Source organism: Synechococcus sp. R6-10 (assembly GCF_047461815.1).
Taxonomy (GTDB): domain Bacteria; phylum Cyanobacteriota; class Cyanobacteriia; order Thermostichales; family Thermostichaceae; genus Thermostichus.
In genome coordinates this window covers 1-10,717 of record NZ_JANSHW010000418.1, presented here as the reverse complement: position 1 = coordinate 10,717, position 10,717 = coordinate 1, and the positions used below count along the sequence as shown (strand labels likewise).

General features: G+C 55.3%; 11 protein-coding genes. 7 read left to right on the top strand and 4 right to left on the bottom strand.

Going from position 1 to position 10,717, the window contains the following annotated elements:
- Window positions 1-99: 99 nt before the first annotated feature.
- Entirely contained in the window at window positions 100-1,377 is a 1,278-nt protein-coding gene (locus NW837_RS11515) for a cysteine desulfurase (protein ID WP_414331647.1), read from the bottom strand.
- Window positions 1,378-1,561: 184 nt separating this feature from the next.
- Between NW837_RS11515 and NW837_RS11510 the strand changes: the two genes are divergently transcribed.
- Complete coding sequence (locus tag NW837_RS11510) at window positions 1,562-1,780, top strand: hypothetical protein (protein WP_011433585.1); 219 nt, start codon at window positions 1,562-1,564, stop codon at window positions 1,778-1,780.
- Between the two features lie 147 nt (window positions 1,781-1,927).
- Window positions 1,928-2,236, top strand: a complete 309-nt coding sequence (gene psb35 / locus NW837_RS11505; RefSeq protein ID WP_414331646.1) for a photosystem II assembly protein Psb35 — start codon at window positions 1,928-1,930, stop codon at window positions 2,234-2,236.
- Between the two features lie 172 nt (window positions 2,237-2,408).
- On the opposite strand, the gene NW837_RS11500 is transcribed toward psb35, so the two are convergent.
- Both NW837_RS11500 and NW837_RS11495 read right to left on the bottom strand, forming a co-directional pair.
- Complete coding sequence (locus NW837_RS11500; protein ID WP_414331645.1) at window positions 2,409-3,353, bottom strand: hypothetical protein; 945 nt, start codon at window positions 3,351-3,353, stop codon at window positions 2,409-2,411.
- An 88-nt stretch (window positions 3,354-3,441) separates the two neighbouring features.
- Window positions 3,442-4,116 carry a response regulator transcription factor gene (locus NW837_RS11495; protein WP_011433588.1) on the bottom strand — a complete coding sequence of 225 codons (675 nt, stop codon included), beginning with the start codon at window positions 4,114-4,116 and terminating at the stop codon, window positions 3,442-3,444.
- Between the two features lie 193 nt (window positions 4,117-4,309).
- On the opposite strand from NW837_RS11495, the gene NW837_RS11490 reads away from it, so the two are divergent.
- Entirely contained in the window at window positions 4,310-5,056 is a 747-nt protein-coding gene (locus NW837_RS11490; protein WP_414331644.1) for a rhomboid family intramembrane serine protease, read from the top strand.
- A 65-nt stretch (window positions 5,057-5,121) separates the two neighbouring features.
- The gene (locus NW837_RS11485) at window positions 5,122-5,718 is read left to right on the top strand and encodes a Uma2 family endonuclease (RefSeq protein ID WP_414331643.1); all 597 of its coding nucleotides are present in this window, start codon (window positions 5,122-5,124) and stop codon (window positions 5,716-5,718) included.
- Window positions 5,719-5,769: 51 nt separating this feature from the next.
- On the opposite strand, the gene NW837_RS11480 is transcribed toward NW837_RS11485, so the two are convergent.
- Window positions 5,770-7,374 carry an NAD(P)H-quinone oxidoreductase subunit 4 gene (locus NW837_RS11480; protein WP_414331642.1) on the bottom strand — a complete coding sequence of 535 codons (1,605 nt, stop codon included), beginning with the start codon at window positions 7,372-7,374 and terminating at the stop codon, window positions 5,770-5,772.
- A 235-nt stretch (window positions 7,375-7,609) separates the two neighbouring features.
- Between NW837_RS11480 and NW837_RS11475 the strand changes: the two genes are divergently transcribed.
- From NW837_RS11475 to NW837_RS11465, 3 genes are all read left to right on the top strand, one after another.
- Window positions 7,610-8,488, top strand: a complete 879-nt coding sequence (locus tag NW837_RS11475) for an isoaspartyl peptidase/L-asparaginase (RefSeq protein ID WP_011433592.1) — start codon at window positions 7,610-7,612, stop codon at window positions 8,486-8,488.
- A 127-nt stretch (window positions 8,489-8,615) separates the two neighbouring features.
- Complete coding sequence (locus NW837_RS11470; RefSeq protein WP_414331640.1) at window positions 8,616-9,650, top strand: adenosine deaminase; 1,035 nt, start codon at window positions 8,616-8,618, stop codon at window positions 9,648-9,650.
- 192 nt (window positions 9,651-9,842) lie between these two features.
- The gene (locus NW837_RS11465) at window positions 9,843-10,646 is read left to right on the top strand and encodes a M55 family metallopeptidase (protein ID WP_414331638.1); all 804 of its coding nucleotides are present in this window, start codon (window positions 9,843-9,845) and stop codon (window positions 10,644-10,646) included.
- The last annotated feature ends 71 nt before the right edge of the window (window positions 10,647-10,717 follow it).

The following is a 10,717-nucleotide window of genomic DNA, read 5'->3' as shown; positions in this document are numbered from 1 at the left end:
GACTTTTGCCAAACCGCCTAAAGCTCAGTAAATTCAGCAAAGTTCAGGGTTTTGGGGGTTAGAGGCATGCTCATCTCTTCAGAGGTCTATCCCGGATCCCTAGCTTAGGGCAGCGCCGAAGAACTCCACCGCTTCTGCCAACACGTCTAAAAAGCGATCCACCTCCGCCAACGTGTTGTACAGGTAAACACTGGCTCGGGCAGTGGATTGTACTCCCAAATAGCGATGGAGGGGTTGAGTGCAGTGGTGCCCCGCTCGAACGGCAATGCCTTGCTCATCCAGCAAAGTAGACAGGTCATGGGGATGGACAGCCTCCACCGAAAAGCTAACCAGCCCTGCCCGTCGCGCCGGATCCTTGGGGCCATAAACCGTAATACCCGCTATGTGCTGGATCCCGTCCAACAGGTGGGTAATCAACCTTTGTTCATGGGCATGAACCCGCTCCAGACCGATCTGGCTCAAGTAATCTACGGCTGCCCCCAGCCCCACCGCCTGGGCAATCGCCGGCGTACCAGCCTCAAATTTGTGGGGGATATCCGCATAGGTGGCGTGATCCCAGTACACATCGGCGATCATCTCTCCCCCACCCAAAAAAGGGGGCATCGCTCGCAGCAGCTCCCGCCTGCCGTAGAGGACGCCAATCCCCGTTGGGCCACACATCTTGTGCCCCGAAAAGGCCAACCAATCGCAATCCAGCGCCTGGACATCCACAGGCATGTGGGGCACGCTCTGGCAGGCATCCAGCAAAACCTTGGCTCCGTAACGATGGGCCAGTTCAGTAATCTCCTGAACGGGGTTGATGGATCCCAGCATGTTGGAGACCTGGGTTACCGCCACCAAGCGGGTGCGGTCGCTGAGCAAAGATTGGTAGTGCTCCAGATCCAACTCTCCCTCTGGCGTGATCTGGATGAACTTGAGGTGGGCTCCCGTCTTCTGGGCCACCCATTGCCACGGGATCAGGTTGCTGTGATGCTCCATCACCGAGAGGACGATCTCATCCCCCCGCTCCAGATGGCTCAAGCCCCAACTGTAGGCCACCAGATTGATGGCTTCGCTGGCATTGCGGGTGTAAATGATCTCCTGAGGAGAAGGCGCGTTCACAAACCGAGCGATCTTTTCCCGCGCCCCCTCATAGGCATCTGTGGCTTCGTTGCTCAGCGTATGGACCCCACGATGCACGTTGGCGTTGCAGTGTCGATAGTAATGATCCATCGCCTGCATAACCGCCAGTGGCTTTTGAGAAGTGGCGGCATTGTCAAAGTAGATTAGCGGGTGGCCGTTGACCTGGCGCTGCAAAATCGGAAAATCTGACCGCACCTGGGCAGCCAGATCGAAAGAATGGTCAAGCTTGAGAGAAGAAAGGGGGGATACCGCCATGGTCTGCGCAAAAAGCCTGCTTCCCTCAGTATGACATCGCTTCCGGCCAGCCTTCGGCAAACCCATCCGCCCAATCCCTTCCAGCATCCAGGGATCCCTTCCTCCCTGACCTGAAAGCGAAGCTTGTCACAAAATGTAACTTTGTGTTAAGTTTGGTTACAGCAACCAATACGAGGTATTAGCAATGCAATCGTCTCCCAGAATCCCTTCTCGTCTGGACTCCGCTTCTGTTGCCCAGTACTACGACACCACCAACGACTGGATCCCAGGCTGGACAGAGCAAGCGGAGCGTTGGAATGGACGCTTGGCCATGTTGGGCTTGGTGATCAGCATTGCTACAGAAGCGGTGCTGGGCCACAGTGTTTTTGCCAGCACTCTCGCCCAGTGGCTAGGTCTGCAATAACCTGCAATAATTTGTCGAAGAACTTTTCGGTAGAGCCACATTGGACATCTCACAGACTTTCTCTTCGGCTTTGAGATGTTACAGCTCTACCCTTTTTGGGAGCTTTTTCACCCTTCAATCCCTATCTATCCCTATCTCGACAGTCCGATGATGCTTGACAATCCCTTCCTCCCCTACATTGCCGTCATGGTGGCCGGGCTGGTGGCCGCTGTTGTGATTGGCTCGATGGCTTTCTTCAACTCCAAGCGCCCTGCTGGCTGGGAAGGCGCCGGTCGCCCGCGGTATGTGCCGCAGTACGGTCAAGACGGCGATACCCCGCCGGAGTGGGAGATTGGCTGGACGGAGAAGGCGGAGCGATGGAACGGACGGCTGGCCATGCTGGGGTTTGCCATCAGTGTTGTGGTAGAGGCCATTGTGGGCCACAGTGTGTTTGCCTCTGCACTGGGGATCCACTGATCCAAGTTGAAAGCTGTCCGGCGCCCAGTCGTCTCGAGGAAATAAAGGCGGAAGCTATGGAAGCCTGCTTTTTCCTCATGCGTGCTCTTTGTCTTTGCCGTGCAGTACTACCTCGCTTATCTCCTGGAAAGGCTGTACCCAAAGATCGGTGCCTCCTCCATTCGGTTGGTGTCTAGCCATCTGTTGCCTGTCTAATATGATTCTCAAAGGTGAGACGTGCTGGAAGCTCAGAAAGGTTCATAGGGATACCCACAAGCTTGAGTGTCTTGAAAAATAGATGGAAGTTATCTACCTTGTCACAGCGGAAGTAACAATCAGAGCTCTTTGTTGACCTAGACCCTGAGATAAACTCCAGGCGGAATACGTAACCATCCTCACTATCAATGCACAGCTTAATCTCTTTGATAGCCTGGATCCTAAATAACAATCGCTCTGAAGAACCGAAATCCTTGACTCTAACGTACTCCCTACTTATGGCAACGCATCCAAATGAAACCTCTTGTCCACGCTCAATTGCTTCTCTCATGCCTTTCCAGCGCGTGGAGCAAATGTAGCTGGCTACATACCTCATCAAAGGCAAAGACGGGGAAGATATAGATACGACAGGATTTCCTTGGCAATTGATGTAGTAGCTGTAGTATGGGTAGCATTCTGATTTGACAAAACCGACACTCTTCTTACTGAAGCCCACGTTCACTGAGACAATTTCGTTATACCTATAGGCAAGTCTGTTCTGCTTTCCTAGGATGTCACGATAGATGTCATGATAAATGAAGCCATTGCTCAAAATAACAACCCTAGATTTATAGGGTTGATTTGAGTACCAATAGTACCAAAGAAGCATCGATAAACCACCCAACAATCCAGAAAAAGCCATAGCAATAGGAGGTATGCCACTGGCCAAAGTGCTAGGGATCCATGTCCCTAAGGCAGAAAGTATTGCCGATAGAACTGCGAAGATAGGAAGTCCAATAAGTAGCAATGTAGATAAAGATACCGACACAACACGCATCAGCAAAGTAAAAGGGCTCCATTTCTCGATTGGCGTTTCTTCTGTTGTTACGAGGTATCCCAGTGACTTATCCCGTACCAGCTTTGTCTCGGCCTCTAATAACATCACTTATCCCCCCTCACTTCTTGGATAAGCTCCATTGGCAATCTATGCCAAAGTAGTGTTTAGAGACAAACTCATAATCTATTCTGTTTCACCACTGGATAATCTTTTTCTGAACGGCTGTCATACACATGGCAACGCGGGCGTTGATCTCATCCTCAGAGCCGAAAATATCCAACTTTTCTTTGAGCCTCTGGATACAGTTTTGTACGGTCTTCTTGCTGGTGTGAATGCGATCGGCAATGGCTTGGTCGGTGAGGGCTTCTTTGCAGAGCAAATTCAAGACCTCAATTTCTCGTTCCGTCAGCTTCGTAAGACCGCGCAACTCCCGCGGCATGCGCAATTCTCCATTGAGGGCACTTTTGGCCCCCTCCAAAAACACGGTGCGCCGTTCCATTTTGTTGACCGCGGCAAACCCACCCTGGTGTTTGCTGATCAGGCCCACCAATGGAGTGAGCAGCAGCGGCTCGCTGGAATAGGCCATCACATTCAAGGTGGGGTAGTTCTCAAAGATATGGCGCAGGAACTCTAGGCCAGGCTCGGCAGACTGCTCTCCGCTGGTTTGACCATAGAGCAGATCGGCTACAACCAAGTCTGGTTGTTCCCGCTGCAGGCGCAGGATGGCGTCCATGGGATTGGTGACCGTAATACATTGAGCATCGGCTGCAATGCGTTGCAGCCACTCACAGTTGTTTTGAGCCACCTCTGGATGATCTTCGACGATCAAAAACTTGAGCGGGGCAGTGGGGCTTTCAACCTCGGACATCAATCCACTCCTCTAGTCCAGCCTTGCAGTTTATCCTCTGCCGGGCGGGCTTGACTGAAAACTGAAATAGGTTCACCAGCAAAGCTCCCAGCAGGTTACCCTAGTGTAGCCTCAGGTAGGGGTTTAGAGGTGAACCTGGGGGGGCAGAAAAGAACAGGCTAGGCTAGAGGGTGACGTCGACTGGATCTTAACTGTGGTACCCCTGCAAGATCGCAACCCAACCACCCGCACAGCCTATGTCACTTATGCCCTGGTGATCGTTAACATCTTAATTTTTCTGTACCAGCTAACCCTGTCGCCACAAGAGCTGGCAGCTTTTTTCCGGGAGTGGGCAGTGGTACCGATAGAGTTGACGGCCAGTTTTCGAGGGGAGATCACCTCTTCGTCGCGTCCAGAATGGGTAACCCTGTTCACCTCACAATTTCTGCATGGGGGCTTTCTCCACATTGGCGGGAACATGCTTTTTTTGTGGGTTTTCGGCAACAACGTTGAGGATCGCTTGGGCCATGTGCGTTACCTCATCTTTTACCTGGCTTGCGGAGCTTTGGCTGCGCTAACGCAGTGGTTTTTCGATATGGGATCCCCCATTCCTTCACTGGGGGCAAGCGGCGCTATTGCTGGCGTATTGGGAGCCTATATTTTGCGTTTTCCACGGGCCGAGATTCTGACCCTGGTGCCCTTGGGTATTTTCATCACAACCCTCTACGTTCCGGCTTGGGTGTTCCTAGGCTTTTGGTTCATCCAGCAAGCCTTCTACGGCATTGCCAGCCTACAGACGCCTACCAACATCGGTATGCAGGGTGGGGGGATTGCCTATTGGGCCCATGCGGGCGGTTTTGTGTTTGGGGCCATTTTGGGGCCGCTGATGGGGTTGTTTTCCGGCAAAAGCCCTTATGACCGCCAAATGACTTGGCAACAACGTGACAGGGATCTGTTTTGATTTGATCAGCTTTGATACTTTCTCAGTCTATTGTTAATCGGATAGCAGCGTGATGGGAGAAAGCCATGGTCAGTCTATCTGCCAAGCCTCTAACTCTGGAAGACTTTCTACAACAGCCGGAAACTCAGCCCGCCAGCGAGTTCATCAAAGGAGAAATTATCCAGAAGCCCATGCCACAGGGAAAACATAGCCGTCTCCAACTAAAACTGGGTAGCTTCATTAACGAGATGTTGGAGCCTTCTCAACTGGGAATGGCATTTCCAGAGCTGCGCTGCACCTTCGCCGGATACGCGATTGTGCCCGATATTTCTGTGATCCCCTGGGATCGGATCCTTGTGGATGAAGATGGCACCATTCAAAATCTCATCCCCTTTTGCCCGGATTGGATGATCGAGATTTTCTCTCCCGATCAAAATCCAATGAAGCTGGTCAAAAAAATCTTGATCGGCCTGGATCACGGCTGCCAAATGGGGTGGATCGTGGCTCCCGAAGAAAGGGTTGTTTTCGCCTACCCTGCCGGGCAGCAGCCGACGGTGCATGAGGATCCCCAAGAGGTGATCCCCACTCCTGCCTTCGCCTCAGGGATCCAACTGACAATCGCAACTTTGTTCGGCTGGATGCAAGTTCAAGCTGGCGAGAGCCACAAGTCCAATGCGGGATAGAAAAAGAGTGGATCTCCTTCCATCCCTCAATTCTCAATTCAAATTCAACATTCAGTTGTTGTAGAGGGCAGGAGCTTGGGCAACCGTCTCACCAGTTTGAGGCAGCTCCTGCCGCAGCAGCGCCACCAAGGCGTTGGTGGATTGGTCGTAGAGGCTGGTCACCAGCTTGGGGTAGAGCCCAATGCCGATGATGGGGATCAACAGGCAGGCGATGATGAACACCTCGCGTGGCTCAGCATCTACCAATTCTTCGTGTTCGGTGAGCTCTTTGTTCTCCGGGCCAAAGAAAATCTGCCGCAACATCGACAGCAGGTAGATGGGGGTCAGGATCACCCCAACTGCTGCCAGGAAAACCACCACCAACCGGAAGGGGAGAGAGTAGGCATCGGTGGTGGCCATGCCGATAAACACCATGATCTCGGCCACAAAGCCGCTCATGCCGGGTAGGGCTAGCGAAGCCAGGGAGCAGGCGGTGAACATGGAGAAGATCTTGGGCATCTTCAGGCCAACGCCGCCCATTTCTTCCAGCTCCAGCGTATGGGTGCGGTCGTAGGTGGCCCCCACCAAAAAGAACAGGCTGGCCCCGATCAGCCCGTGGGAGATCATCTGCAGCATGGCGCCGCTCATGCCGATCTCCGTCAGGGATCCGATACCGATGAGCACGAAGCCCATGTGGCTGATGGAAGAATAGGCGATCTTCCGCTTCAGGTTGCGCTGCGCGAAAGAGGTGAGGGCGGCAAAGATGATGTTCACCACCCCCAACACGATCAGCACTGGCGCAAAGTAAAGATGAGCATCCGGCAGCATGCCCGCATTCATGCGCATCAGGGCATAGCCCCCCATCTTGAGCAGGATCCCGGCCAGCAACATGTGCACCGGCGCAGTGGCCTCGCCGTGGGCATCGGGCAGCCAAGTGTGCAAGGGGAAAATGGGCAGCTTCACCCCATAGGCAATGAGGAAGGCCCCATACATCAGCAGTTGGAAGGTGAGTGGATAGGTCTTGTGGGCCAGATCCGTCATGTCAAAGCTGATGGGATCCCCGTAGAAGGCCATAGCCAGACCTGCCACCAGGATAAACAGGGAGCTGAGAGCCGTGTAGAGGATGAACTTGGTGGCCGCATAGAGGCGGTTTGCCCCACCCCAAATGGAGAGGAGCAAGTACACCGGGATCAGCTCCAATTCCCACATCAGGAAAAACAGCAACATGTCCTGCACGGCAAACACCCCGATCTGCCCGCCATACATGGCCAGCATCAAAAAGTAGAAGAGGCGAGGTTTGAGGGTGACCGGCCAAGCGGCCAAGATGGCTAGGGTAGTGATAAACGCCGTGAGCAGGATCAGGGGCATGGAGAGGCCATCAGCCCCCACCGACCAACTCAAGCCCACTTGGGGTACCCAGGTGTAGCGCTCCAGCAGTTGCAAACCTGTCTGGCCGGGATCGTAGCCGACATAGAAGCCGGCCAGCAGAATCAGCAGATCCGTGACCGCAATGAACAAAGCAAACCAGCGGATCCGCTCGGCCAACTTTTGTGCGTAGGCGCGGGTACTGGGATCCCCAGCCGGTGCTGGGATCAGGGGAATAAATAGGGCGGCCAACACAGGGTAAGCGATGACCGTGGTCAGCCAAGGAAACTCGTGCAAGCTGGGCAGCGCCATGGATGTAACCTCGCTTGTGCCATACCATCAGGGGGATCCCTGCCGGCTGCAATCCGACAGCCCTTTACCAGAATCGCCCTTGAGTATCTATGCTTAGCAAATCTACAGGATTATCTTAAGGCTCCCTCTCCCTTTGCGTTGGGATCCCTGGGATGGAGCAGATGCATGGGTGGATGTTGTACCCGAAAATCAAAATATAGTCTTCCACTGTTCTCACAAGGTAACCGATCTCATCATGCCTCAGCCCAAACTGATCATCCACGGCGGAGCCGGCAGCGCCCTGGAAGGGGAAAGCAGCCTGGAAAAAGTGAGGGGATCCCTGCAGCAGGTGGTGGAGAGCACCTACGAGCTGCTGTTGGCTGGGCAGAGTGCCGAGGCGGCGGTGATGCATGCCTGCCAGTTGCTGGAAGACGATCCGCTCTACAATGCCGGGACGGGGTCGGTCTTGCAATCGGATGGGCAAATCCGCATGAGCGCCGCTCTCATGAACGGGGCCACCCAGTCTTTTAGCGGGGTGATCAACGTCAGCCGAGTTCAGCATCCCATCCTCATGGCCCAGGCTCTGCAATCAAGCCCGGATCGCGTGGTGGCCGAACAAGGGGCAGCAGAGCTGGCGCGGGAGCTGCAGTTGCCGGTCTATGACCCGGCCACTCTCAAGCGGGTTCAAGAGTGGGTGCAGTTGCGTCAAACCCATCCCCCGACCAGGGTTCTCACCGCTCTGGCCATGGGCACGGTGGGGGCGGTGGCCCTGGATCAACAGGGGCAAATCTGTGCCGGCACCTCCACCGGCGGGCGGGGGTTTGAACGGGTGGGGCGAGTAAGCGATTCGGCCACTCCAGCGGGAACCTATGCCAGTGCGGCGGCGGGGGTCAGTTGTACTGGTGTCGGGGAAGATATTTTGGATGAGAGCTTGGCGGCGCGGATTGTGATTCGAGTGGAAGATGGCCTCAGCCTGAAGGCTGCCATGGCCAAGTCTTTTCAAGAGGCCCGCCAACGTCGCCGCTCCTTTGGGGCCATTGCTCTATCGCGCTCGGGCGAGATTGCTTGGGATACCACCACCGACCTACTGCTGGCCGCCTACCACGATGGGCAGGGGATCGGCTTGACGATCTAAACTTCTAGCCGGGCTTGCGGGATTAGACCTGGACAAGCCTGAGGCGGTTGGATAAGAGTAGGATAAGAGTAGAAATAGTACTTAAACGAACCAAGTCTGCCCCCTGGCGGGCCACTGTAGAGCGTTTATGGCACTTCACGCGGAGTTGCACCGTCATTTGGGCGGTTCGGTTGTCCCCCGAATTCTGTGGCGCTATTTTCACCGCCAGGGATCCCCTTTGGCAGAGCGCTTTCCCACCTATGCCGAGTTTGAGGAGTTCTACACCCGCCCGCGCAACACCCTCGAGGATTACCTAGAGCTGCACACGCTGGTGGAACAGGTGCAAACCCTGGAAACCCTGCCCTATTTTATCTACCGCCTGCTGCGGGGAGCCTACGTCTTTGAGGATCTGGCCTACCTGGAGATTCGCTACACTCCCTACCTACGCACGGATCCCAGCCTGGATGAGGGGGAGCGCCTCAAGCAGATGCGCCAGGTAATCGAGACGGTGGGGCAGGCCAGCCAGCAGCGGGAGTATCCCATCGTCACCACCCAGATCGTCTGTTTGCATTCACGCCTGCCCAGCCACATCAACCGGGCCATGGTGGAAGCTGCCGCTGAGTCGGAGTATGTGTGTGCCATCGACCTGGCCGGAGGAGACAAGCCCTACGGCGAACGGATGGACGAGTGGATTGAGCTGTTCAAGTATGCGCTGGCCCGCGGCCTGAAAACCACTGCCCACCTGTACGAAACTTTGGATGGCTGCTACCCACAGTTGCTGCCCTATGTCTCGCGGATCGGCCACGGCATTCAGATCCCCCTCCACTATCCAGAATTGCTGCCGGAGCTGGCACGGCGAGGACAATGCCTAGAAGTTTGTCCCACCACCTATCTAAAAACGGGAACCCTGCCCAGTTTGGAGCCCCTCAAGATTGTCTTTGACCGCTGCTTTGACGCGGGGGTGGATATTGCCATCTGCACCGACAACGCCGGCTTGCACAATGTGCGGCTGCCGTTTGAGTACGAAAACTTGCTAACCCACGACATTATCGATTTCGAGCAGCTCAAACACTGCCAGGAAGCAGCCTTTCGTCACGCTTTTGCCTGGCCCTACAAGGGGCGTCCGGCCTCATTGTTGTCGGAGTTACAGCAGGGGGTATCTGCTTCTTTGGTGGCTCTCTGACCGCCTCAGCGGGATGGAGTCCTTGTTTTTCATCCCGACTTCTCGAAAACAGGGAAGGGATCCGTAACAGAGACAGGGGCAGCTTTCGCAAGGGAAATAACCGCTTGGATCCCTTGCCCAGAGCGATGCTGAGGGGCATCCGAGGGTGGATGAAGCCCAACAGAATCCAATGCTGAGTCTACTGAGCCAAGCATGAAGGTCTATATCAGTGCCGATATTGAAGGGATCGCCGGCATCAGCCATTGGGATGAGGCCACCATCGGCCAGCCGGGTTACGAGGCATTCCGAGAGCAGATGACCCGAGCAGTGATCGCGGCTTGTGAGGGATCCCTGGCTGCCGGAGCCACGCAGATCACGGTCAAAGATGCCCATGACTCAGGGCGAAACCTCATCCCCGAGCGGTTGCCGGAGCCGGTGCAACTCATCCGCGGCTGGAGCGGCCACCCCTACTGTATGGTGCAAGAGCTAGATCGCAGTTACAATGCCCTGATCTTGATCGGCTATCATGCCCGCGCCGGATCTGCTGCCAACCCCCTCGCCCACACCTACACCACCGAAGTTAGCCAAATCCGGCTGAACGGCCAGGCCATCGCCGAGTTTCACCTGGTCAGCCTCACGGCTGCCTATGAGGGAGTCCCAGTTGTGTTTGTAGCCGGAGATGCGGAGGTGTGTGCCGCAGCGAAAGCTTATGACGCCCACATCGAGACGGTGGTCACCCACAAAGGGATAGGCCAGTCGGTCATTACGCCACATCCGCAGCAGGTTCTACAGGCCATCCGCCAAGGTGTAGAGGGATCCCTGAGGCGGCTGTCGGCCTACCGTCCTCGCCCACTGCCGGATCACTTTCAATTGGAAGTGGACTACAAGGATCCCGCTCGGGCCTACCGCAAGTCTTTTTATCCCGGCTGCCGGTGGATTGCCGATTCCACGGTTCGGCTGGAAGTTTCCGAGTGGTTTGAGGTGTTGCGGGCTTTGGAGTTTATCGTGCTCACCTAGCCAGGGATCCAAGCGGCATCTGGATGAGGCGAGCAGCAGCTTCCCTGAGGCTGGTCTCGGAAAGGTCAGAC